Below are 23,138 nucleotides of genomic sequence, written 5' to 3'. Positions count from 1 at the left end.
CCCGATTCGCTCGTAGAGAGTGACGACGCAGGCACTGCCGGGATCCGCCGTGTGTTGCAGGGCGAACCTTATGCCGTCGACCTGGCGGTGGATGCCGTACTGCGGATCGACGGTGACCAGCAGGTGCACGTGGCCGGGCATGGTTTCCGGCTCCACGGTGGGGGCGTCCCGTTCGGTGCAGACCTCCCGGATGATCTGTTTCAACCGGTCGTCGACGGGGCCTCGGCTGACGTCGCGCCGGTACTTGGGGCACCAGACAACGTGGTAGGTGCAGCGGTACACCACGTTGTTGTTCGATCGGATTCCGAGTCCTTGCAGGCGACAAGTTGCCATGCGCACAGTGGCTGCAGCGGCTGAACACCACCGTGCCAGTGCCGACGACGTCAGACATCAGATCGCCTCTTCCAGGACGGTGGATCAGATGCAGTCCGAGCTGGAAATCCAGGGCCTGGCCCCGGAGGAATCCCCCGGATTCATCCATGGGGATCGTTAGGCTGAGGAATGCTGTCCTACACTTCCGGCGTCTCCGACGTCCCTCTGCTCGGTGAGACCATCGGCGCCAACCTGGAGCGTACGGTCGCCCGCTTTCCGGAGCGGGAAGCCCTGGTCGAGGTGGCCACCGGACGCCGCTGGACGTATGCGCAGTTCGACGCCGCGGTCGACGAGATCGCCCTGGGGTTGCTGGCCCGGGGCATCGAGAAGGGCGACCGGGTCGGCATCTGGGCGCCGAACTGCGCCGAGTGGGTGATCACCCAGTACGCGACCGCCAAGATCGGCGCGATCCTGGTCAACGTCAACCCGGCGTACCGTACGCATGAGCTCGCGTATGTCGTCGAGCAGTCCGGTATGCGGCTCGTCGTCAGCGCGGTGTCCCACAAGACCAGCGACTACCGGGCCATGCTGACCGAGATCGGCTTCCCGGACGTGGTCTACCTCGGCACCCCGGACTGGGACGACCTGGCGATCCGCGACGGCGACCGCAGCGCCCTGCGCGAGCGCGCCGCCACGCTCGCCTTCGACGACGCCATCAACATCCAGTACACGTCGGGGACCACCGGCTTCCCCAAAGGCGCGACCCTGTCGCACCACAACATCCTCAACAACGGCTACTTCGTCGGCGAGCTGATCAACTACACCGAGCACGACCGGGTCTGCCTGCCGGTCCCGCTGTACCACTGCTTCGGCATGGTGATGGGCAACCTGGCCTGCACCTCGCACGGCGCGTGCATCGTGTTGCCGGCGCCGGGCTTCGAGCCGGCCGCGACGCTCGCGGCGGTCCAGCAGGAGAAAGTCACCTCCCTGTACGGCGTACCGACCATGTTCATCGCCGAACTGGGCCTGCCCGACTTCGCCGGATACGACCTGTCCTCGCTGCGCACCGGGATCATGGCCGGCTCGCCGTGCCCGGTCGAGGTGATGAAACGCGTGGTCAGCGAGATGCACATGGCCGAGGTGGCGATCTGCTACGGGATGACCGAGACGTCACCGGTCTCGACCATGACGCGTCCCGACGACAACCTGGCCCGGCGCACCGAGACGGTCGGCCGGACCATGCCGCAGTTGGAGTCGAAGGTCGTCGACCCGGCGACCGGCCTGCCCGTCGAGCGCGGCCTGCCGGGGGAGCTGTGCACCCGCGGCTACTCGGTCATGCTCGGCTACTGGGATCAACCGGACGCCACCGCCGACGCGATCGACCAGGCCCGCTGGATGCACACCGGCGACCTGGCGACCATGGACGCCGACGGCTACGTCAACATCGTCGGCCGCATCAAGGACCTGGTCATCCGCGGCGGCGAGAACGTCTACCCGCGCGAGGTCGAGGAGTTCCTCTACACCCATCCGGACATCACCGACGTGCAGGTCATCGGCGTACCGGACGCTCGTTACGGCGAGGAGCTGATGGCCTGGGTGGTGCTGCGCCCCGGCGCAGCACCCTTGACCGCCGAAGCGATCAAGGATTTCTGTACGGGCAGACTGGCGCACTACAAGGTGCCGCGGTACGTGCACGTCGTCGACGGTTTCCCGATGACGGTGACCGGCAAGGTCCGCAAGGTCGAGATGCGCGAGAAGGCGGTGGAGATCCTCGGCTTGCAGGAGGCAGCCGCGACCCGCAATGCCTGACAGACGATGGCTGTGCCGCCCGCGGTTGGGGTCAAAGATTGAAGACCATTCACCGTACGGCCATGATCGGCACCTGATGTCGCTCCGCTTGGGACGAGTCCTTCGAAGGAGCGGGTACGCGTCAACGCGTACGCCGAACGGCCCGGTAGACATAGTCAGCTTTCGATGTAATCTGGGAGCGCTCCCGTAGCGCGTCCGCCACCCTGTTCAAGGAGCTGACATGTCGCGACGTCGTCGCCCGGCCGCCACGCTGGCCGGCCTGCTCGTTCTGGTCCTGTCGGCGCTGCTGCTGGCCTCGGTGCCGGCGGCCGGCACCTCCCGCAGCCGTGCGGTGCCGCTCAGCGAGCTGACCGTGGTGACCGAACAGGTGGCTTTCGGGCTGCAGCGTCCGATCGCGATCACCGGGCTGCCGGACGGCCGGATGCTGATCGCGGAGAAGAACGGCACGGTCCGCGCCTATCATCCCGACACCGGCCTGGCGGCCGAGCCGGTGCTCGACCTGAGCGCCCGCATCGACACGTCGGACAACGAGCGGGGCCTGCTCGGCATCACGCCCGCGCCGAACTTCGCCCGGACCGGGATGCTCTACGTGGCCTACACGAGTCTGCCGGCCGGCGCGCTGACTCTGGCGCGACTGCCCATCAGCGCCCCGCAACGGCTGCAGGTGCTGCTCACCCAGGAGCACGCCGAGTACGGCAACCACAACGGCGGGCAGGTGGCGTTCGGCCGCGACGGCTACCTGTACTGGTCCACCGGCGACGGCGGCCACGCGAACGACCCGTACAAGGCCGGTCAGGACCTCGGCACCCTGCTCGGCAAGATCGTGCGCATCGACGTGAACCGCGCCTGCGGGGCGAAGCCGTACTGCGTGCCGTCCACCAACCCGTTCGTGCGGACGCCGGGCGCGCGGCCGGAGATCTGGTTGTACGGGCTGCGCAACCCGTGGCGGTTCTCCGTCGACATCGACAACTCGCTGTGGATCGGTGACGTCGGCCAGGGCCTGGTCGAGGAGATCAACCACATCCGCCCGTGGCAGGGCGGGGCGAACCTCGGCTGGTCCTGCAAGGAGGGCACCCCGGTGTTCGACGTGGAGCAGTGCCGGCCGGGCGTGCGCTACGTGGACCCGGTCTTCGAGTACGAACACTTCCTCACCGAGAGCTGCTCGGTGATCGGCGGCGTGGTGTACCGGGGATCCCGGACCCCCGAGGCGTGGGGGACCTACATCGCCAGCGACTACTGCGCGCCCCGCGTGTACGCGGTGCGGCCCCAGCGTGACGGCAGCTACGAGACCGCGACGATCGGCAACTTCCCCACCCAGCCGACCGCGATCGGCGCCGACGTGCACGGCGAACTGTATGTGCTCAGCGACTACCCGGGCTGGCTGAGCCGGGTGCGGTTCGAGCGGGTCCCGCCGGTGCCGGGGGAGGGGGCGACGACCCGCTGACCGTCGTCCGGATGGACGGGACCCGGCTGCTGCGGGGCCATCGCAACAGCCGGTGGCGGGAGGTACGCGATGCCGGTGTTGCGGCCGTGGCTGGACGCCCGGGACCCGTGGCGGTTCGTCGACAACGATCCGGAGTCGGACCCGACGGTGTTCGTCGCGCTGTCTTTCAGTTGGCCAGCATGCCGGTCAACTCCGCCCGGTTGATCTCCGGAAACCCCGAAGCCGCGCCAGTTCCTCCGCCGAGAACACGTCCTGAGTCGCTACGAACCACCGCCTGAACATCGATCGTCACCAACGGGACGGGGCGCGAGGGCTCAGGACAGATCTTGATCAACTCTCAGTTCTTGCCGTTGTCTTTGGTCTAGATAACTACGGGCGGGCCTTTCAGCGCCGCCGACGAGCGCCGACCGCCACCGCAGCCCAGCGCGGTGGATGCGCCATGGCGTGAGTACGCCTGCGAGGAGGCCGGCAGCGAACAGCCCTAACGACAGGAGCAGGCTAGGCAGGTGCTCGATCGGCTGTCCGGTGAACTCCCACCAGCGGAGGCCCTCGCCGCTGCCGCTGTGTCCCCAATAGAGCACGCCGCACATCGTCGCCCACGGCAGGATCCAGCACCTGGACCACCCGAACACCCGGCCGCCGACCAGCGCGAGGCCCATCCAGGCGAGCAGGGCGCGAAGGAGCACGGGTACGACCGTGGCGCCGACCCCGATGACAGCGCCGGCGAGGACGCAGGCACAGGACAGAACGAAGGCTGCGGCGAGGACGATGGCACGCACCCGATGGAAGGCCGTACCGGCGGTCGTCTCGAGGGATTGCAGCGGACTGGTCAGCGCGAGCACGGGGACTGTTGCCGAGCCGACGGCGAACAACCTCCAGAAGGCGACGCTCGTGCCGCCGCCGTCCACCGCCGCCGGGGTGGGGGCCTCGAACTGCCCCCACCCCGCGACGACCGCGCCGATGAGCACCATCGCGGCCACCAGCCAATGCGCCCTGCGCAGCCTGAGGTAGGCAATCAGCAGCCGATGACGCTCCCGCCGCTCAGGCCGCATGGCAATGGGACGCGACTACTTCAGCGATGAGCATCGAGACCCAGGCCGCCTGCCGCTGCTGGGATGGATCAGCGGCCATCCGACGTCCTGCCGACCACGCGTCCTGGAACTCGTACGGTGCGTTGGTGCGGTAGTCGGGCTCCCCGCCGCCGGCCAGTCGCGACTCGAGCCAGGCGCGCAGCCGGTCCCACCGGTGCTCGGGATCGGGTCGCGCGTCGACGCTGCATCCGGCAAAGACCGTGTTGGCGATGGCGGTCGCGAGGCCGCGGGCCAGCGCCCACCGGCTTCCCTCGGAGATGTCGAACTCGGCGTCGTGCACGCCGGCCACCTCGATTTCCATGCCGTCCACCCACCGGGTGGATCCCGACATCGAGTAGTCGACGACCCGCCGCGGAAGTGCGAGTCGCACAGGCAGCGCAGCCAGCCGCTCGTCCGCGCTCCGCACCAGGGGTACGTACTTGGCGTGTTCGGGCCACAGGCAGTACTCGATCGTGCCCTGAACGCACAGGGGATTCGCCGCCGGGCGCCGCGGACCCAGCGCCGTGGTGGCCATGTGCGCGGCCACGACAGCACCGAGTGCGACGACCGACACAGCAACCCCGCGACCGAACCGCATCCATGACCCCGGCCGCCAGGGGATCGCACACACGGCCGCCGCGAACAGCAGGACCGCCGCCAGCCGTATCGCGAGCGGACCGGACTCCACCGTCAGCCACGGCGGCCCGGATACCACGGTGGCGTCGGCGACGTCGCCGAGCAGCGTCGCACCGATGAACCAGCTCAGCATCGCGCACACGGAGCCGACGAGCGGTGCGAGCAGGTGACCGACGAACCAACCCCACGCCGCGGCAAGCACGATGAGCAGAATGCCGAGCATGGTGTACCGCAGGAACGCGCCTGTTCCCGGTGCGGACACCGAGGCGGCGGTGCAGACTGCGGCTGTCACCGCCACGGCCAGATACGGCACCAGCAACCATATCAGCGTGGCGGCGAACCGGGTGAGCTCGATGATCGAGGGTCTGATGGCCGCCGTCGCCGCCTGCTCCTGCAGTCCGCGAACCGTCACGGTGGCAGCGATCCAGGCTGCCGTGCCGGCGGCGAAGAGCGCCACGAAGAAGGCACTCACCTGGGCCGCCGCTCCCGCTTCCGGCCAGATGCCGATCCAGTACCGGTTGCGGCCGAACAGCACCGCCATCCCGAGTACGGCCAGCGGCGCGACCGTCCACCGGGCCACGCTGAATCGCAGATGCAGCCACAGCGCGTTCATCGGCGACGCTCCTGCACTGGCAACAGGCTCATGTACGCACGCTCAAGCGGCGTGTGGCCGGGCATGGACGCGTCGTCCAGCGCCCGCAGCTCATCGGTCGTTCCGGTGAACCGGATCCCGCCGGTATGCATGACCACCACTCGTTCGCAGATCGCGTCGACGTCGTCGATGAGGTGGGTGCTCAGCAGCACCGTCGAGGCGGGCATGTTCGCGACGGTGTCCCGGAACCGCAGCCGTTGCTGCGTGTCGAGTCCGACGGTCGGCTCGTCGAGAAGTACCAGCCCTGGCCGGCCGACGATGGCCCAGGCGATCGCGGCCCGCTGACGCATCCCGCCGGACAGGCGACCCATCCTCACTCCGGACTCGTCGGTGAGCCCGACGTGTTGCAGGGCTGCGGCCGTGGCGTCCGCCCAGTCGCCGGGCGGCAGATCGCGCAGCCATGCGCCGTACCGTACGAAGTCCCGAACCCGCATGCCGGGCTCGAACCCGAACCGCTGCGGCAGGTAGGAAATGCGGCGGCGCAGTGCCCGGGCAATCGACTCCGACCGAACTTCCTGCCCTTCGATCAGCAGGCGTCCGCCGCGTGGGGGCTGGACCGTGGCCAGCGTCCGTAACAGGGTGGTCTTGCCGGATCCGTTCGGTCCGAGCAGCGCCGTGACGCCGCCGTTCAGTTCGATGTCGAGGTTATGGAACACCGTACGGCGTCCGTACCCCTGAGAGAGTTTGGTGGCAGACAGCACAAGACGCCTTTCGCTCCTGCGTGACCCGCGGCGCCGGGCCGCCTCCCCGGCATCCGGCGCCGCGGGTCAGCGACCGGTCAGCGGTACCAGGTGTTGACCGTGTGGATCTTGTAGTTGCAGTCCTTGCCGTCGTAGCTGGTTTGGTTGCCCTTGCTGCGGTACTTCTCCAACTTCTCGTCCGTGATCTGGGGCGCCGTGCAGTCTGCTGTCGATCGGAACGTGCCTGCCGCCGTGGCGCCACCACCGGCGCATTCCTGGTTCCAGTCACTGGTCCAGAAGATGCCGTAGCAGTTGTTCACGATGTTGCCGAGCGTGTAGCAGCAGCGCTGCGGAACGTTCGCGGCACTGACCTCGGCCGACGCGGGCTGTGCAAGCAGGGCGGTGGCGGCCGCGCCAAGCGCGAGCACCAACCCGGCCTGCGCGATGCCGGACGCCGACTTTCGTGTTCTGGACATGCGTGTCCCCTCGTTGCGGGAGCGGTCGCACGACCGTGCGACCGTGTCATCCGTCGCGACGGCGATGGATCAATCTCCTCCGAATCTCGACCCGATTCGCGGTTGCCGCGTCAGCCACTGAGTGTTGGGCGTCGATTGCCGGCGAGGGTGGAGTTTGGACGAATTCGGACGCCGGCCCTCGGCGCCATCACGGAGCGGATCCGTATGGGACAGCTTGCGCGATGTGTCTGATGGGCGATTGCTGGTCCTGAGGGCGGGCCGGGGTCCCGGCGGTCGGACCGGCAATCTGCGGGTCGCGGAGCTGCGCCGGCCGCCCGAGCACGTGGCAGCCAAGTACGCGCGGCTGGAGGAACTGGCCGGGGCCGCGCGCACGCCCGGGCCGCGGGCTGAGCCGGCGCCGCACCAGCAGGTGGAGGCATTACGCGCCGACCCCGACGTCGACTACATCAGCGACGACGCCGTCGTCGACCTGCGCTGATCGAGAAAAGCGCCGGGACCTGAGCCGTGAATCGGCTCAGGTCCCGGCTGCAGGTGAGGTGCTTACGCCGTACCGAAGGTCAGGAGTGCTTGCGGTGCGGCAGGTGCAGCTCGACCGGCTCGGGTGGCAGGTCGTCGACGCCGGCGGCGACCGACTGCTCGTGGCGGCGGCGGGCCGACGGCACGGCGAGGGCCGCGATGATCGCCAGGACGGCGATGCCGGAGCAGGTCCAGAACGCGATGGTGAACGCTTCGTCGGTGGGGACGCCCTGCGGGGGTGACCTTGGCGCTGATGATCGCGGCGATGACAGCGGTGCCGATGCTGCTGCCGATGGTCCGGGCGATGGCGTTGACGCTGGTGGCCTGGCCGGTCTGGGTGGCCGGGACGGCTTCGATGATGGCGTTGGACATGGCGGCGAACGACAGGCCGATGCCGGCGCCGGTCAGCGAGCCGGACAGCAGCAGGTGCCAGATCTGGTCGTGGGCGATGGCGGGGATCGCGAACGCGACCGTGACCAGGGTCGCGCCGAGGACCATGGGCAGCTTCGGGCCGAACTTGCGGACCAGGGCGCCGGCGACCACGCCGAACACGATCAGGCCGATGACGGTCGGCAGCAGGTAGAGCCCGATCTGGGAGACCGGCTTGCCGAACCCGCCGAGGGCGGGCGGCAGCTGCAGCAGCATCGGGATCACCAGGAACGCGCCGAACATCGCGAAGCCCATGATCAGGGCGACCAGGTCGGTGGCCCAGACGGCGCGGTTGCGCATCAGGCGCATGTCGACCAGCGCCTCCTTGACCCGCAGCTCGATCAGGACGAAGGCGAGCAGGCCGACGACGCCGAGCGCGAGCAGGCCGATGGTCTTCGCGTCGTCCCAGCCCCAGGCCTGGCCCTTGCTGATGCCCATCAGCAGCGCGACGAGGGTGACCGACAGGATGATGGCGCCGGACCAGTCGAGCTTGCCGGGGGTGCGGACCGGCGACTCCTTCATGCCGAAGACGGCGCCGAACAGGGCGATCACCACGAGCGCGAGCGGCAGCCAGAACAGCCAGTGCCAGGACAGGTGCTCGACGATCGGGCCGGCGGCGACGATGCCGATGCCGGCGCCGATGCCGCTGATCGCGGACAGGATGGCGACGGTGGTGGGTACGCGCTTGCGGGGCAGTTCGTCGCGGACCATGCCGAGCGACAGCGGCAGGATGGCGCCGGACGCGCCCTGCAGGACGCGGGCGACGATGAGCACGGTGAGGTTGGTGGCGAGCGCGGCGACCAGCGTGCCGACCGCCAGCGTGGCGAGCACGCCGACCAGAACCTTGCGCTTGCCGATCATGTCGCCGAGGCGGCCGAGGATCGGGGTGAGCACCGAGGCCGACAGCAGGTACGCGGTGACGACCCAACTGGTGTCGGCGGTGCTGGCGCCGAGCTCGTGGCCGATGGTGGACAGCGCCGGCGAGACCAGCGACTGCAGGCAGGCGAAGGCGAGACCGCCGAGCGCCAGGTAGAGCACGAGTAGTCCGCCGCCGGTGGGCCGCTCGCCCTCGACGGGTGCGGCGGCGGCAGAGCCGCGCTCCTGGATCGTTTGGGTCATGAGGTCCCCGCTGGCTAGATGTAAACGTTCGCTTACTAGTTAATCGGCAGCTCACGGCGGAAGTCAACGATTGCTTACGTCACATCAGCGGCAAGTAAATGGATGTTTACACGGCGTCATCGGCGCGCTAACCTTCGGCCTGTGACGGCATCTCCGGCGCGCGAACGGCCGCGCAACGCGACCCAGACCCGCCAGCTCCTGCTCGACGTGGCCCGGCACCGCTTCGCCCGGCACGGCTACGCGAGCACCACCGTGCGCGAGATCGCTGACGGGGCGGGCGTCAACGTCGCCCTGATCAACCGGTACTTCACGTCGAAGGAAGGGCTCTTCCAGGCCTGCCTGCAGACCGCCATCATCGACCTCAAACGCGACACCGACGGCATCGCGCTCGCCGACGTCGCCGCCTCCATCGCCTACCGGCTCACCTCCCCGGCCGACGACCCGGCGCTGCTCGACGCCCTTCTGCTGCTGGTGCGCAGCTCCGGTGACGAACGCGTCGACGCGATGCGCCGCACCGTGCTGCACAGCATGAGCGAACGGCTCGCGGTCGCGGCCGGTGCGCCACAGCCGCCGGATGCCGACGCCGTGCTGCGGGCCCAGATCGTGCTGGCTGCCTCGCTCGGCGTCGCGCTGATGCGCGCGTCGGTCGGCCTGCAGCCGCTGGCGTCGGCCACCGAGGCGCAGATGCGCGGGCCGATCAGCGATCTGGTCTCGGCGCTGACCTGAGCCGTCAGAGGCCTGGACGTCGCGCTGGGTGCCGCAGTCGCGGGAGGCCTGGCGTTCTACGCCGGCCAGGACGAGCATCGCGAGTGCTGCTGCTCGGCAGCCGGGCCGGAGACCTGTGCGGCCGCCGCCGCGCCTTCCTGCTCGGGATGGGCGTGTTCACTGCCGCCTCCCAGGTCGGCGGCTTCGCGACCAGCGGCACGATGCTGATCGCCGGCCGGTCCTGCACGGCGTCGGGACCGCTCTCGCTCTGGTCTCCACCACGTTCCCGGCCGGTCCGGCCCGGGCCAGGGCGCTCGCCGTCTTCTCGGCCGCCGCGGGTGCCGGCACAGCCGGCGGCCTGCTCACCCACTTCCTCTCCTGGCGCGGTGTCATGTTTGTCAACGTCCCGATCGGGGTTCTTGTCATGGCGCTCGCCGACGGCCGACGGCAGAGCCGGGTGCCGCGCCCGATCCTTCCGCTCGTGCTGTTCCGTGACCGCAACCGCACCTGCGCGTACGCCGTCGTCCTGCTGGTCGGCGGTTCGCTGTCACTGACCTACTTCCCGTCGCCGCACGTGCAGCACGTCCTGGGCTACAGCCCGATCCGCGCCAGGCTGGCTTCCCCCGTTCGCCTTCGGCATTTCCGGCGGCTCCTGGCTGGCGGCCCGGCTGGCGCTGCGCCCACTGGCGTGCGCGGTGACCAGCATCGGGCGTGGCTGCAGGTCGTTCACCGCTGTATCGACGGCACGCAACAGCAGTGAGCGCAAGGCCGCATCGAGGTGTCGGGTTCGCGTCGAGGTGACGCGCCCGGGCCGCCCGTCCGGCGAGGATGGCTGCATGCTGGAGATCCGGCTCTTCGGCACGTTCGAGCTGCGCGCCGACGGCGAGCCCGTCGTGCTCACCTCGGCGCGGGCCCAGTCGTTGCTGGCGTACCTGGCGCTGCGCCGCGGCGAGCCGCAGCGCCGGGACCGGGTGGCCGGCCTGCTGTGGCCCGAGTCGAGCGAGGCGCAGGCCCGGACGAACCTGCGGCACCTGCTGCACACGCTGCGCGCGGCGCTGCCGGACGCCGGCCGGCAGCTGGACGCGGACGCGCGGACGGTCGCCCTGCGCGACGTCTACGCGGACACTGCGGCCTTCGACGCGGCGTACGCGGCGGGCGACTGGCACACCGCCGCCGGCCTGGCCGCCGGCGACCTGCTGGAGGGCTGCGACGACGCGTGGCTGGACGCCGACCGCCTCGATTACCGGCGGCGGCTCGGCATCGCGCTGGAACGGGCCGTGGCGAGCGCCGACCGCTCCACGGCGATCGGCTACGCCGAACGTGCCCGCGCCCTGGACCCGCTCGCCGAACGGCCGTACCGGATGCTGATCCGGCTCTACGACGAGGCCGGTGACCGGGCCCGGGCGGTCCGGGTCTACCACGACTGCGTGACCGTCCTGGAGCAGGAGCTCGGCGTCGCGCCGTCGGCGCAGACCCGGGCCCGGTACGAAGCACTGCTGCCGGCCGGCGGGGCCGCACCGCGGGGCGCCGAGGACGCCGCCCTCGTCGGCCGCGGCCCGCAGCGCCGGCGGCTGATCGAGCTGTGGCGCGCGGCACCGCACCTGGTGGTGCTGACCGGCGAGCCGGGCATCGGCAAGACCCGGCTGGCCGAGGAGTTCCGGCAGTGGGCGGCCGGGCAGGGCGCGGCCACCGCGACCGCCCGCTCCTACCGGGCCGAGGGCACCCTGGCGTACGCGCCGGTGGTGCACTGGCTGCGGGCCGGGCTGCCCCGGTGGCGGCGCCGGCTCGCCCCGGCCGAGTTGGCCGTCCTCGCCGTGCTGCTGCCCGAGCTGGGCGTCGAACCGGCGCCGCCGGAGCCCGGCTCCCGGCTGCGGTTGTTCGAGGCGGCGGCGCACGCGTTGCGGGCGGACGGGCGGGCGCTGCTGCTCGTCGCCGACGACCTGCACGCCGCCGACGCGCCGACCTGTCAGTTCCTGCACTACCTGCTGCGCGACGACCACTACCTGCTGCGCGGCGACGCCGGCCGGCTGCTGGTGGTCGCCACCGTCCGGGCCGGCGAGGCCGAGCCCGGCCACCCCCTCCACCAGCTGCTGGCCGGGCTCGGCGCCCTCGGCCGGTGCACCGAGCTGCCCCTCGAGGGCCTGGACGGAGCCGAGACCGCGCAGCTCGCCGGCCACCTGGGTCACACCGTCGACGCCGAGCGGCTGCACCGGGAGACCGGCGGTAACCCGCTGTTCGTGGTGGAGGCGCTGCGCGCCGGGCTGCGCGTGCTCACCCCACGCGTGCAGGCGGTCCTGCTCGAGCGGCTGCGCCCGCTCAGCCCGGGCGCCCGGGAACTGCTCGAACTGGCGGCCACCGCGGGCGGCTCGGTGGCCGTGGACGTGCTCACCAGGGTGCATCCGCGGGCCGTCGCGGCCGACCTGGACGAGCTGTGGCGGCGCCGGCTGCTGGTCACCAGCGGCGGGGAGACGTACGACTTCAGCCACGACAAGCTGCGCGAGGTGGCGTACCGGCAGGTGCCGCCGGCCCGGCGCCGCCGCAACCACGCGCTGCTCGCCGCCGCGCTGATCGAGGTGTACGCCGATGCGCCGGACACCGTTGCCGGGCGGATCGCCGCGCACCTGCACGCCGCCGGCTCGCCGGGCGCGGCAATCGACTGGTACCAGCGGGCCGCCACCGCCGCCCAGCAGCGCTACGCCGATGCCGAGGCCGCCGAGCTGCTGCTGCGCGCGGCGGAGCTGACCCGCGGCGCAGATCGCGAACTCGAGGTGCTCACCGGCGTACCGGGGCCGTTGAGTTCGGCCGAGGGGTACGCGTCGCCGCGGCTGCGTGCGGTGCTGGACCGGGCCTTCGCCTTGGCCGGCGCCCGCGGCACGGAGCCGGCGGCGCCGCTGCTGCGCGCGCAGGCGATGGCGGTGCTCTCGCGCGGCGACTTCGCTGCCGCCGCGCAGTACGGCGCCCGGCTACGCGCCCTCGGCGACACCGACGACGTGCTCGCCGTGGAGGGCGACTTCGTGCGCGGGGTGGCGGCGGCCTGGCGCAACGAGACCGGCGCCGCCCGCGCGCACCTGAGTGCCGCGCTGCAGCGTTACCGGCCGCAGAACCGCGGCGCGCACCTGCTCGGCTACGGGCAGGACCCGCAGGTGCTCTGCCTGATCCGGCTCGCGCACGTGCACTTCTGCCGCGCCGAGCCGGCTGACGCCGAGCACCGGCAACGCCAGGCGCTGGACCTGGCCCGCCAGGGCGCGCACCCGTTCACGCTGGCCGGGGCGCTGCTGTTCGCCGCCCTGCTCGACCTGGACCGCGGCGACCTGCCCGGCCTGCGCGAGCGGGTCGCCGAGCTGAACCGGGTCCGCGAGCGGGTGGACGCCGCGCCGATCCGGCTCTGCGGCGAGGCGTTCACCGGGTATCTCGCGGTGCTGGACGGCTCGGCCGAGGCCGGGCTGCGGCGCATCGACCAGGCTCTGGACGACCCCGGCCGCGACACCGCGCCCGGGGTCCCCGCCATGCTGCTGCGTATCCGGCTCGCCGCGGCGCTCGCGGCCGGGCAGCAGAGCGAGGCGGCCGAGTCAGCGAAGCGGCTGCTGGCCGGCGACGTCCGGATCTGGGACACCCTGGCCGAAGACGCGCTGACCGGGTAGCCGGAACGCCGGTGGAACGGTGCGCGGCGCACGCTCGCCGGTATGACTATTCCCGACTTCCGCGGCGCACTGCTGCGGCCCGACGACGAAGGCTACGCCGAGACGCGCCGCGTCTGGAACGGCGCGGTGGATCGCCGGCCCGCGCTGATCGCCCGCTGCACCGGCGCCGCCGACGTCCAGCTCGCCGTCCGCTTCGCCCGCGAGCACGACCTGGCGGTCGCGGTCCGCGGCGGCGGCCACTCGGTGCAGGGGTACGGCGTCTGCGACGGCGGGCTGATGATCGACCTGTCCCTGCTCAAGGGCGCCGCCGTCGACCCTGCGGCGCGTACCGTCCGGGCCGCCGGTGGGCTGACCTGGGCCGAGTTCGACCTGGCCACCCAGCGGCACGGCCTGGCCGTCACCGGCGGCTCGGTCAGCTCCACCGGCGTCGGCGGGGTCACCCTGGGCGGCGGGTTCGGCCACCTGATGCGCCGCCACGGCCTCACCGTCGACAACCTGCGCGCCGCCGACCTGGTCACCGCCGACGGGACGCTGCGCCGGGTCGACGCGAACACCGACCCCGAACTGTTCTGGGGGCTGCGCGGCGGTGGCGGCAACTTCGGTGTCGTCACCGCGTTCGAGTTCGGGTTGCACCCGGTCGGCCCGATCGTGCTCGGCGGCCCGATCTTCTGGCCCCTCGAGCAGGCGCCGAAGGTGCTCAGCTTCCTGCGCGAATTCGCTCCGGCCGCCCCGGACGAACTGGGTATCGCGATCGTGGCGATGCTCGCCCCGCCCATGCCGTTCCTGCCGCCGGAGCGCTACGGCACCCCGGTCTTCGGCCTGCTGCCGGTCTGGTGCGGCGAGCCGGCCGAGGGCGCCCATGTCCTGGCCCCGCTGCGCGGCGTCGGCACCCCGGTCGGTGAACTGATCCGGCTGGTGCCGTACCGCGCGATCCAGTCGCTGCTGGACTTGAGCGCCTCGCCGGGCACCTGCTCGTACTGGCGCTCGCACCGGCTCACCGACCTGCCCGACCAGATCGTGCCACTGATCGAGTCGGTCACCTCACCGCTGTCGCTGCTCAACGGCTGGGTGATCGGCGGCGCGGCGAGCCGGGTGGCATCCGACGCCACCGCGGTCGGACCGCGCCGGCCCGGCTTCGAGCTGCGGCTGATCGCCAACTGGCGGCCCGGCGACCCGGACGCCGACCGGCACCGCGACTGGGTGCGGCGCGGCTGGGAGTCGTTGCGGCCGTACGCCGCCGGGCAGTTCGCGAGCTTCCTGTCCGACGAGGGGACGGCCGGGGTGCGTGTCGCGTACGGCGACCGGCTGACCCGGCTCACCGCACTCAAGGACCGGCTCGACCCGGACAACGTCTTCCGTCTCAACCCCAACATCGCACCCACCTCGACCGTTTCGACCCCTGAAGGAGCAGCACGATGACCATCCTGGTGACCGGCGCGACCGGCAATGTGGGCGGCCACCTGGTCCGCGCCCTGGCCGAGCGCCACGAGAACGTCCGCGTCTTCGACCGGCACGCCGCAGGCTCGCTGCAACAGGCCCTGGACGGCGCCGACCGGCTCTTCCTGGCCTGCGGCAACGTGCCCGAGCAGGTCGACTTCGAATGCGCGGCGATCGACGCGGCGGCCGCCGCCGGTGTGCGCCGGGTGGTGAAGCTGTCCGGCCCCGGCGCCTCCGCCGGCTCGCCGCTGATCTTCGAACGGTGGCACGCGACGATCGAGGCACATCTGGCGGCCTCCGGCCTGCCGCATGTCCTGCTGCGGCCGCGCACCTTCATGACGAACCTTCTTGCGTACGCGACGAGCGTGGCCCGCACCGGCCGGCTGTTCGCGCCCGCCGGTCAGGCCCGGATCTCCTTCATCCACCCCCGCGACGTCGCCCTGGTCGCGGCCGAGGCGCTGACCGGGCCGGGACACGACGGCCGCACGTACACACTGACCGGTCCCGAAGCGATCACCTTCGACCGGGTGGCCGCCGAGCTGTCCGCGGCGACCGGGCGGGACGTTTCCTATGTGCCGGTCGGCGACGAGGACGCCCGCCACGCGATGATCGCCGACGGGCTGCCGCCGATGCTGGCCGACGCCATCGTGGCGATCTTCTCGGCCCAGCGGACCGGGGTGATGGCCGACACCACCGACACGGTCCGCGAGGTGACCGGCGGCGAGCCACTCGGCATCGCCGACTTCGCCCGCGAGTACGCCGCCGCGTTCCGCCCGATCGCCGCCGGCTCGCCGGGCTGAGCGTGGATGTGTCCGTCGCGGCCGGCGCGACCGCCACTGTGCTCTTCGCCGTCAGCACCCTGCCGATGCTGGTCAAGGCCCGGCGGACACGTGACGTCAGCTCGTACAGTCTGGGCAACATCGCCCTGGGCAACGTGGGCAACGCGTTCTACACCGTCTATGTGCTGCACCTGCCGCTCGGGCCCATCTGGGCGCTGCACGCATTCCACACCGTCAGCACCTTCCTGATGCTGTTCTGGTACGTGCGGTACGCGCGGGCCCGGCGGCGTACCTCCGGGCTGGACACTGCGGCTGATCCGCTGGATGCAGTTCTCTCCGTCACCGGGCAGCCCCGATGACCGCACTGCTCGCCTCCGCTGCCAGGCGCGACTCGAATCCGCTGACCACGGCGAAGCGCGTCGCGCGCGGTAAGCGAATCTCACCGCCCCGAGGTCCGGATCCGATGAGCGGATGCGCGGGTGCTCAGCCGCAGACGCAGAGTCGCGTACCGCAACCGCCAGAACATCGGCGCCCTCGATCGTCCGGTACGCGGCGCCGAGGCGGCGAGGTGATCCCGGGTGCGCGCGATGGCGACCGCTTCGGATTGATGATCGCAGCACCGGGCACGAGAGTGCGTGATCCCAGCGACGCCAGCAGACGTCCGCTTCTGCAGCGCCTTGTGCGCGTCGACCCAGCCCAGCATCACGCTCCGTTGCCAATGCGTGCCGCTCCGCTCCTGGAACCAGCCGATGTGCGTGCACGCTCTATGGTCGATTCGTGCTGCCGGAGGACCTGTTTGCGAAGCTGGTCGCTGATCAAACGACATCGGACCATCCGTGGTCGGCGGCAGCTCGACGGTGGGAAATGCTGGCCGTCTTCAACCAGCTGTGGGAGACCTACATGCTGACGTCCTCCGGCGACGTGTTCATCGACCGGGACGAGGGCGTGCTGTCTCCAGCAAACCTGGAGCAGCGGAAAGTCGCGCACGTCCAGGCAGCTCGCCGCTATCTGCAGCTTCGATACCTGATGCCCGAGCGCCCGCCAGCGGCTCGGGCCTGCCCACTCTGCGATGGTTCTGGCGAAGTCATCAGTGACGGGCGGCGCACGCTCTGCGGCCCTCCCTGCAACAGCAAGGGATGGGTCACCAACGAATGAGAGCGCTGTCCGGTCACCACGTGCACTGACGGCCGAAGCTGCCCCCAAGCAGCGTTAGGCGCGGCGCAGCACCAAGGTCACGAAGCCGAGTACGCCCCGGTAGCCCTGCAGCCAGCCGTTGCGGTGATCCCGAGCGACCTCCAGTACCTGCGCCGCATCCGGATGGCCAGGATTGTCCAGCGCCCACGCGGTCAGCGAACCAGTCCACGACCATTCGTAGTCGTCCCACTCGGCGGCCTCGCTGACGTGCGCGTACACCGGCAGCCAGCCGGTCTTGGCCGCCACGTCGATCAGACCCGCCAGGTCGGTGTAGTCGGCCGGAGCGGCGTGGTGTCCTGCTCACAGTGGGGGCCGGGCGCACTCGACGAGACGAGCCCAAAGGTCGACGAGTTCGGCGGCGTGGCCGTACTGGGTGATTCCCGTTGACCATTGCCTCCGCAGGCCAGGAAGCAAGTCTGCAGCGCCCGCAGGACGGCGTCGAGGGTGGACCGCAGCTCCAGCTCGATGACGCTGACCTGCGGGTCTCATGACCTGCCTGCCGTCCGGGTGGTTGATGATCACAGCCTGTCGTCCGGGAGTACGAATCCACATGGTTTGCCCACCGCGGAACGAGCACCGACTGGCCGCACTCCGGGGCCGGGCCGGGGCGTGTAGGCCCCGGCCCGACGAGGTCAGCCGACGGTGTACGCGCGGACGATGGTGACCTGCGCGTACGCGTTCTTGGTGGTGGTGATTCGGGTGCGGAGCGCGACCGCGCCGGAGGCCGGGTTTTTGATCGTTGCGAGCCACTTGGTGCCGCTCTTGCGGACCGTGAGCGAGCGCCAGGTCTTCCCTCCGTCGAACGACACCTGGGTGGTGACGGTCTTCGCGGTGACCTTGCCGAGCTTCAGGTCCACTTCCTTGCGGCGGACATCCGGCCGGATCTCCAGCACGGTGCTGGAGCCGGGCCTGGCCCGGTTGTTCATGTCCAGCCCGGTGGGCACCATGCGGGGCAGGATGAGGTCGGCGCTGCGCGGCTTCGCCTTCGGGTCCACCTTCATCCGGAAGATCGCCTGAACGCGTGGTGACAGCATGTCGGCAGGGTGTTTGATGCCGGGGCGGTATCGCTGGGCGTCGACCTGCAGCGTGTACCAGCCCTTGGTCTTGATCTTCGCGCTGAAGTCGGAACCCCGGCCCTCCCAGTCGGTGCGCCACTGCGACTTGACCACCTTGCGAGCACTGTCGTAAAGCGTCACCTTGGAACGTTGGCTGGCCTCGGAGTACAGGTCGTAGGCCGGGTCGGTGAACATTCGGGACGTGTCGAACCGGAGCCTTGCGGGGTTGGAGTAGAGCCGGGGCAGGCTGCGGCCCGGTCCCCAGCCGGCGTTGAAGAAGGACCGGCCGTACGACCGGCCGGCGACCACTGTCAGGTTGCGGTTGTCGAAGCCCATCATGGCCGAATTGCCGGTGCTCTCGGTGCCCCACCAATTCGCCGACAGCTGCCACTTGCCCGGGCTGACGTGAAAGGTGGCAACCGCCGGGGTTCGGCCCGAGAACGCCTGGACGCCGTACCCGGCGTGGCACGAGGAGGTCTCCTCGAGGCGCAGGTCGGACTGGTCACTGCCGGCCGGTCCGCGCTTGGCCACTGCCCTGACCGTGGCCAGCGATGAGGTCCGCCAGGTGCGGGTCACCCCGGCCGGCACGGTCTTGGTGGCCGCCGAAACCAGCCACACGCTGTTCGTCGTGCTGTTCGACCAGGCGGAGTTGTAAGCAAACCGCAGGCTCTTCGACCCGTTCGGGATGACGAACATCTTGCCGGGTGTGTTCCAGGCCCCGATCTCGGTGGACGAGGACGACGAGTTGGCGCAGATCTGCGCTCGCAGCTCCTGGTAGGGCTGGCCGTCGGGGATCTTGTCCAGGGCCACCTTGATCGCCCGGCCGCGGCGCGCGTCGATCGTGGTGGCGGTCTTGCCGGACACCTTCAGCACCCGGGCGCCGAGCGTGTCGGTGCCGTCCTTGGCCGAATAGATGTCGGTCAGCACCGCGTACTTGCCCTTCGGCAGCTTCTTCGCCTTGAGGCTCGTTGCGGTGTACTGGGCACCACTGTCCAGGTTGATCAGGCGCAGCGGCGCCTTGAGCTTCGCTCCGGTGCGGTCATATGTGGTGACGGTCAGGGTGGCGGTGGCCGCCGACGCTGATCCGGTGGTGGTGAGCAGGGTGACCGGCAGCAGCGTGATGAGGGCTGTCGCCAGCACGGGAAGTCTTCGCAAAGCTGTCCCCGTTTCGGTGGATGGTGAGGCGGGATCCTAACAGCGATCAAGGCCGATGCCCGATGGGTGCCCGTGGCAGTTGATGAGTCGGCGGAGGCGTGCCGGCGCGGGGTTGGTCGCCCACCGCCAGCTGAACCCAGATCGAGGCCTCGTCCAGGCCCAGGTTCATAGCCCAACCCTGAGGGCGGTTCAAGATTGTTCGAGTTGATCTCTCGTGCCTTTGTGTCGCGATGAAAGCATGTGGGCCATGAACGGCAACATCACGGGTGGCGAGGTCAAATCCAAGAGCGCGGCCGTCCAGTGCGCCTTGGGCGCCACGGGCATGACGGCAGCCGGTGCCGTCCTGCTCTTCCTAGGTGTCTTGGCGGGCGGCGGGCTAGAGGTGGCCTACACCGGGGGCGCGGCCCTCGGGATCGGATCCCTGATCCTTTACGGCACAGCTCTGTGGCTACGCCTGACCGGTACACCACAGCGGGATGAGTAGCGGAAGAAGTTTCAGCGGACGTCTGATTCACATGATATGTACGTTATGCGGGCATCGACGGGACCGCCCGTAGCGCGGCACCGGCCATCAGGCCGGGTCCGGCGCCGACGTCGACCAGGTGGCCGATCCCGTTCATGTCGTAGGCGGCCATCACGGCGTCCGCCTCGTGCCGGGCCCGACCGGCTATGGAGCCTCGAACGCCTGGCGGAGTGCCGCGACGCGCTGCAGATGGGCGAAGAACGACTCACCGTACGCCTGCTCGAAGGCGTTCTCGCCGGTCCGAGCCGCGTCGAGCAGACCGCCGGCTGCGGCGTAGTAGATGGCACCGCGGGCCAGGATCGGCCCGCGCTGCGATCCCGGTACGCCGTCACGCAGATACTCGCCCAGCGGGCCGAGCGAGAACCGGCTGGAATCGGTCTCGGCGAACACCTTGGCCGCGCACAGCCCGCGCAGGATGCGGGTGACGGTGTCCGGGTGGGCGCCGACTGCCCGGGCAACGGCCGGCCCATCCGCGGGGCCAGCCGCGAGTACGTCGGCGAGCCGCAGCTCGGCCGCGGCGTAGAGCAGTTGAGTGACGAGAAAGCCGTCGGCCAGTTCCCCCAGCCGCCAGGATCCGGCGGTGAGATGGGGGTGGTCGTCGGCGGGGTCACCGTCGCATGGTGCCGCGGACGTGACGCTGCGAAGGTTCTTGCGTTGGAGATCCGACAGCGGCCGGGCCGCCCAGGCCTGCGCGGACTTCGCGCCGTTGCCTCCGGGGCTCCGGAGGCAACGGTCAGCGGGAATCACCCAACACGGCTATGCCGCCGAACTCGTCGACCTCCACGCTGGTCTCGTCGACTGCGCCCGGCCGCCACTGCGAGCAGGAGACCACGCCGGGCTCGAGTACCTTCCATCCGGCGAAGAAGCGGGCGATCTCGTTCGGTGACCGCAGCGTGATCTGGCGTACACCCTCATCGCTGGCCTCGTCGCTCGCGACCCCGTCGCGGGAATTCCCGCCGTCTTCATCAGCGGGATCGCTGGCAACGTCCACAACGGGTTTCGAGCCACCGCTGAGGTCCGGGCCCAGGAAAAGATCCGGACGGGCCTGGGTCCCGTCGCGGATCTCCTCCGTGCGGACGCGCTCACCGTTGCAGCGCGGGTTCCTCGTCGTCGGCGAGCGAGTGCCACCCCGTCGGCGGTGCCTCCGCCGCCGGCCGGGACAGCCGGCTCGGCCACCAGATTCGTCGGCCGATCTGCAGGGTGAGGGCGGGCACCAGGACCGACCGCACCAGCAGGGCGTCGAGCAGCACGCCGAAGGCGACCAGGAACCCGACCTCGACCAGCATCACCAGCGGAAGTGAGACGAGGACCGCGAACGTGGCCGCAAGGACCAGGCCTGCCGAAGTGATGACACCACCGGTGGCCGAGAGGGCTTTGAGCATGCCGTCCCTGGTGCCAAGACGTACGGTCTCCTCCCGGGCCCGGCTGGCCAGGAAGATGTTGTAGTCGACGCCGAGTGCCACCAGGAACAGGAATGCCAGCAGTGGCACCGAATAGTCGATGCCCTTGAACCCGAGGATGGTCTCGAAGACGAACACGCTGCCGCCGAAGGCCGCCGCGAACGAGACGATCACGGTCGCCATCAGTACCACTGGGGCGACGATCGCTCGGAGCAGCAGCCCGAGGACGACCAGGACGACGACGAGCACCAGCGGGATCACCAGCTTCTGGTCGCGGCTGGTGGTGACCTCGGTGTCGAGGTTCTCCGCGCTGGGCCCGCCGACGATTGCCTCCGCCCCGTTGACCGCGTGCACGGCGGTGCGCACCCGCGTGATGGTGTCATACTCGGCGGGGGTGTCCGGCGCGTCGGTCGGGTATACGGAGATGTCGGTCCAGCCTTGGACGGTCTGGCCCGGTTCGGCCTGCGCCACGCCGGGAGTGCGCTTGATGACGTCGAGAATCTGCTTCTGGTACGCCGGCCGCGTGTAGATGGTCATCGGCTGGCCGCCGAGCTCCGGGAAGTTCTGGCGCAGAACGGTGAAGCCGGTGACCGACTCCGGCGGGGACAGGAACTGGTCCTGCTCCCGCAGGGCCCCGGTGTTGCCCGTCAGCCCGATGCAGAGCGCGGCGAGGATGCCGAACGACCCGAGCGTCGCCACCCACCGGCGGCGGCTGATGGCGGTGCCGAGCCGTCCCCACAGCCCTGGCTTCTCCTGCAGGGCCGTGTTGAGCCGCGGGATGGCCGGCCAGAAGATCCGGCGGCCGAGCACCACGAGCACCGCCGGGAACAGGGTCAGCATGGCCACCAGCGCGCACAGGATGCCGGCCGCGCCGATCGGGCCGAGCCCACTGATGCTGTTCAGGTCCGCGGCGAGCAGGCAGAGCAGGCCCGCGACCACGGTGGCCGCGGACGCGATGATGGCCGGCGCGGCGCCGCGCAGCGCGTGGATCATCGCGACTCGGACGTTCTGGTGGTGTTGCAGTGTTTCCCGATATCGGGCGATGAGTAGCAGCGCGTAGTCTGTGCCGACGCCGAACACCAGGATCGTCAGCAGTGCCGAGTTCTGGTTGTCGACCACGATGCCGAAGCCCTTGACGAGCAGGTAGACGGTCGCCATCGAGGTCAGCGCGGCCACGCCTACGACCACGAGCGGGACGAACCACAACACCGGGCTGCGGTAGGTGAGGACGAGCAGGATCGTGACGACCACGACGGTGGTGAGGAAGACCTGCAGGTCGATGCCGTCGAAGACGGCGTCCAGGTCGCCGTCGATCGCGGCCGGGCCGGTCACTTCGAGTTCCAGGCCGGTGGGCCGGTCCTTGGTGGCGTCACGCAACGGGCCGACGAGCTCCTCCGGCGGGCCGTAGGTCGTGTTCAGGTCGAGGGTGAACATGATCGCCTTGCCGTTGGTGGACGGCCTGATCGGGGGACCGTCGTCATCCTCTTCGCCGGACGTCGCCGTCTTCGGCGGGTACCGCTTGGCCAGGGTGTCGTAGTGGCGTTCGACCGCGGCGCGGTCGGCGTGGGCCAAGCCGCCGGCGCGGTGGTACACGAAGACGAACGTGTTGTCTTCCGCGCCGGGAAGGCTCTCCTCCAGCACCGCCACCTTGGTGGACTCGGCACTGGCTGGCAGGGCGTCCACGGCTTTGTCGGTGGTAACCGAGCTCAGCTTTCCGCTCAACGGCACCATGACCGCGGCTAGGGCCACCCACAAGCCGATCACCAACCACGGCACCCACCGGCTGGCCAGCCGACCGGGCGGCGCTTCCTGGGGCGGCGCTACGTTGACTGCCATCGATCCTCCTGAGCAGGTGTTACATCGCTTGTCCGAGGCCGATTTCGTACCGAGTGAATCTGAGACGATCATTAATGTCGTGCTCAAGGCCGGTTGTCCGAGCCAGGTGCCCGGCGCACGAGCCGGCACAGAAACGTCGAGCCCACGCTCGATGGACGCGTCTCGGGCACCACAGCCGTTGGGCGGATGAGCAACGCGTCGACGTCGACGGGGTCGCGCAGTCACGACGTCCGGGCCGGACCGCGTCAGGGCGATCTGGTCCGAAGTGGT

At 70.4% G+C, this 23,138-nt stretch carries 21 protein-coding genes and 1 pseudogene; 11 read left to right on the top strand and 11 right to left on the bottom strand.

The features are described 5' to 3' along the window. Positions 1-66: 66 nt before the first annotated feature. A pseudogene (gene tnpA / locus OHA21_RS16510) lies at positions 67-333 on the bottom strand (IS200/IS605 family transposase); the annotation flags it as partial. A gap of 168 nt (positions 334-501) precedes the next feature. Between tnpA and OHA21_RS16505 the strand changes: the two are divergent. Beyond that, positions 502-2,121, top strand: a complete 1,620-nt coding sequence (locus tag OHA21_RS16505) for an AMP-binding protein (protein ID WP_328474919.1) — start codon at positions 502-504, stop codon at positions 2,119-2,121. 220 nt (positions 2,122-2,341) lie between these two features. Next, positions 2,342-3,565: a PQQ-dependent sugar dehydrogenase gene (locus tag OHA21_RS16500; protein ID WP_328474918.1), complete on the top strand. Its 1,224-nt coding sequence runs from the start codon at positions 2,342-2,344 to the stop codon at positions 3,563-3,565. 314 nt (positions 3,566-3,879) lie between these two features. On the opposite strand, the gene OHA21_RS16495 is transcribed toward OHA21_RS16500, so the two are convergent. From OHA21_RS16495 to OHA21_RS16480, 4 genes are all read right to left on the bottom strand, one after another. Then, positions 3,880-4,617 carry a hypothetical protein gene (locus OHA21_RS16495; protein ID WP_328474917.1) on the bottom strand — a complete coding sequence of 246 codons (738 nt, stop codon included), beginning with the start codon at positions 4,615-4,617 and terminating at the stop codon, positions 3,880-3,882. Next, positions 4,607-5,884, bottom strand: coding sequence for a hypothetical protein (locus OHA21_RS16490; protein WP_328474915.1), 1,278 nt, complete (start codon positions 5,882-5,884; stop codon positions 4,607-4,609). Before OHA21_RS16490 ends, OHA21_RS16495 begins: the two co-directional genes overlap by 11 nt. Further along, complete coding sequence (locus OHA21_RS16485) at positions 5,881-6,579, bottom strand: ATP-binding cassette domain-containing protein (RefSeq protein WP_328474913.1); 699 nt, start codon at positions 6,577-6,579, stop codon at positions 5,881-5,883. Before OHA21_RS16485 ends, OHA21_RS16490 begins: the two co-directional genes overlap by 4 nt. 122 nt (positions 6,580-6,701) lie before the next feature. Further along, positions 6,702-7,079, bottom strand: a complete 378-nt coding sequence (locus OHA21_RS16480) for a hypothetical protein (protein ID WP_328474911.1) — start codon at positions 7,077-7,079, stop codon at positions 6,702-6,704. A 238-nt stretch (positions 7,080-7,317) separates the two neighbouring features. On the opposite strand from OHA21_RS16480, the gene OHA21_RS16475 reads away from it, so the two are divergent. Continuing rightward, positions 7,318-7,557, top strand: a complete 240-nt coding sequence (locus tag OHA21_RS16475; protein WP_328474909.1) for a hypothetical protein — start codon at positions 7,318-7,320, stop codon at positions 7,555-7,557. Between the two features lie 62 nt (positions 7,558-7,619). Here the strand turns inward: OHA21_RS16475 and OHA21_RS16470 are convergent, their stop codons facing one another. After that, positions 7,620-9,143 carry an MFS transporter gene (locus OHA21_RS16470; protein ID WP_328474907.1) on the bottom strand — a complete coding sequence of 508 codons (1,524 nt, stop codon included), beginning with the start codon at positions 9,141-9,143 and terminating at the stop codon, positions 7,620-7,622. A 141-nt stretch (positions 9,144-9,284) separates the two neighbouring features. On the opposite strand from OHA21_RS16470, the gene OHA21_RS16465 reads away from it, so the two are divergent. The 7 genes from OHA21_RS16465 to OHA21_RS16435 all read left to right on the top strand — a co-directional run bounded on the left by OHA21_RS16465 (position 9,285) and on the right by OHA21_RS16435 (position 16,860). Continuing rightward, complete coding sequence (locus OHA21_RS16465; RefSeq protein ID WP_328474905.1) at positions 9,285-9,869, top strand: TetR/AcrR family transcriptional regulator; 585 nt, start codon at positions 9,285-9,287, stop codon at positions 9,867-9,869. 28 nt (positions 9,870-9,897) lie between these two features. Continuing rightward, complete coding sequence (locus tag OHA21_RS16460) at positions 9,898-10,608, top strand: MFS transporter (protein WP_328474903.1); 711 nt, start codon at positions 9,898-9,900, stop codon at positions 10,606-10,608. A gap of 76 nt (positions 10,609-10,684) precedes the next feature. Then, entirely contained in the window at positions 10,685-13,489 is a 2,805-nt protein-coding gene (locus tag OHA21_RS16455) for an ATP-binding protein (RefSeq protein ID WP_328474901.1), read from the top strand. A 42-nt stretch (positions 13,490-13,531) separates the two neighbouring features. Next, the gene (locus OHA21_RS16450) at positions 13,532-14,908 is read left to right on the top strand and encodes an FAD-binding oxidoreductase (protein WP_328474899.1); all 1,377 of its coding nucleotides are present in this window, start codon (positions 13,532-13,534) and stop codon (positions 14,906-14,908) included. Next, the gene (locus tag OHA21_RS16445) at positions 14,905-15,726 is read left to right on the top strand and encodes an SDR family oxidoreductase (RefSeq protein ID WP_328474897.1); all 822 of its coding nucleotides are present in this window, start codon (positions 14,905-14,907) and stop codon (positions 15,724-15,726) included. Before OHA21_RS16450 ends, OHA21_RS16445 begins: the two co-directional genes overlap by 4 nt. A 2-nt stretch (positions 15,727-15,728) precedes the next feature. Further along, entirely contained in the window at positions 15,729-16,064 is a 336-nt protein-coding gene (locus OHA21_RS16440; protein ID WP_328474895.1) for a hypothetical protein, read from the top strand. Between the two features lie 418 nt (positions 16,065-16,482). Beyond that, positions 16,483-16,860, top strand: a complete 378-nt coding sequence (locus OHA21_RS16435; RefSeq protein ID WP_328474893.1) for a hypothetical protein — start codon at positions 16,483-16,485, stop codon at positions 16,858-16,860. Positions 16,861-16,914: 54 nt separating this feature from the next. Here the strand turns inward: OHA21_RS16435 and OHA21_RS16430 are convergent, their stop codons facing one another. Both OHA21_RS16430 and OHA21_RS16425 read right to left on the bottom strand, forming a co-directional pair. Further along, a complete protein-coding gene (locus tag OHA21_RS16430; protein ID WP_328474891.1) occupies positions 16,915-17,145 on the bottom strand; it encodes a hypothetical protein in 231 nt (76 codons plus the stop codon). 386 nt (positions 17,146-17,531) lie between these two features. Continuing rightward, positions 17,532-19,109 carry a hypothetical protein gene (locus OHA21_RS16425; RefSeq protein ID WP_328474889.1) on the bottom strand — a complete coding sequence of 526 codons (1,578 nt, stop codon included), beginning with the start codon at positions 19,107-19,109 and terminating at the stop codon, positions 17,532-17,534. 247 nt (positions 19,110-19,356) lie between these two features. Here OHA21_RS16425 and OHA21_RS16420 point away from each other — a divergent pair, with 247 nt between their 5' ends. Then, positions 19,357-19,593 (top strand): hypothetical protein, encoded by a 237-nt coding sequence (locus OHA21_RS16420; RefSeq protein WP_328474887.1) that lies wholly within the window; start codon positions 19,357-19,359, stop codon positions 19,591-19,593. 183 nt (positions 19,594-19,776) lie between these two features. Here the strand turns inward: OHA21_RS16420 and OHA21_RS16415 are convergent, their stop codons facing one another. From OHA21_RS16415 to OHA21_RS16405, 3 genes are all read right to left on the bottom strand, one after another. After that, a complete protein-coding gene (locus OHA21_RS16415) occupies positions 19,777-20,379 on the bottom strand; it encodes a methyltransferase family protein (RefSeq protein ID WP_328474885.1) in 603 nt (200 codons plus the stop codon). Beyond that, entirely contained in the window at positions 20,366-20,623 is a 258-nt protein-coding gene (locus OHA21_RS16410) for an SAM-dependent methyltransferase (protein ID WP_328474883.1), read from the bottom strand. The genes OHA21_RS16415 and OHA21_RS16410 overlap by 14 nt, the downstream gene beginning before the upstream one ends. A gap of 91 nt (positions 20,624-20,714) precedes the next feature. Then, positions 20,715-22,868, bottom strand: coding sequence for an MMPL family transporter (locus OHA21_RS16405; protein WP_328474881.1), 2,154 nt, complete (start codon positions 22,866-22,868; stop codon positions 20,715-20,717). Between the last annotated feature and the right edge of the window lie 270 nt (positions 22,869-23,138).

This window comes from Actinoplanes sp. NBC_00393 (assembly GCF_036053395.1).
GTDB lineage: Bacteria > Actinomycetota > Actinomycetes > Mycobacteriales > Micromonosporaceae > Actinoplanes.
Note: the sequence above shows the minus strand (reverse complement) of the source record. Positions and strands in the feature narration are given on the sequence as shown.